The following is a 622-nucleotide window of genomic DNA, read 5'->3' on the forward strand; positions in this document are numbered from 1 at the left end:
ACCACTGCCTGGCCGGCAATCTGCACCTTGCGATTCCGCAGAACGTCCACAGTTCTCCCCAGGATCCGACGCGCTTCCTGGCCGGATCGATTGTTGTTCTCGGACATGTCCTCATGTCCATCGGTCGTGTTCGTGCCCGTCGGGCGAAGCGTCAGCGCAGGCCGAGCTTGCTGGAGCAGGCCGGCCAGGCGCCCCAGCCCTGCTGCTTCTGCACCTTGCTTGCGATATCGATCTGCTGGGCGCGCGAGGCCTGGTGGGCGTTCGGCGCGTACTTGTGGCCGCCGAAGGCTCCCCAGGTCTGGGAGCTGAACTGGAGGCCGCCGTAGTAGCCGTTGCCGGTGTTGATCGACCAGTTGCCGCCGGACTCGCACTGCGCGAGCTTGTCCCATGTCGCACCGTTGGCCACGGCCGGATCCTTGGCGCCGGAGTCGCCGTCGGACTTCTTGTCGGAGGAGTCGGAGCCGCCGGAGCCGCCGGATTCCTTCTTCGAGGACTCGGAGTCACCCGAGCTGGAGCTGCCGGAGTCGGAGCCGTTGGAGTCGGAGGCGCGGTCATCGGAGCGGGAGGGTGCTTCCTGCACACGGGTGCCCTTGAGGACGACCTCCTCGACCGGCTCCTCGAC

1 protein-coding gene is annotated in these 622 nt (G+C 67.0%); it reads right to left on the reverse strand.

Annotated features, from left to right (window positions below; genetic code table 11):
- Window positions 1-151 precede the first annotated feature (151 nt).
- Window positions 152-622 (reverse strand): transglycosylase family protein (locus LXN01_RS16270; RefSeq protein ID WP_272902568.1); only part of this gene is annotated, 471 nt, incomplete at its 5' end.

Source organism: Brevibacterium daeguense, assembly GCF_021729135.1.
GTDB lineage: Bacteria > Actinomycetota > Actinomycetes > Actinomycetales > Brevibacteriaceae > Brevibacterium > Brevibacterium daeguense.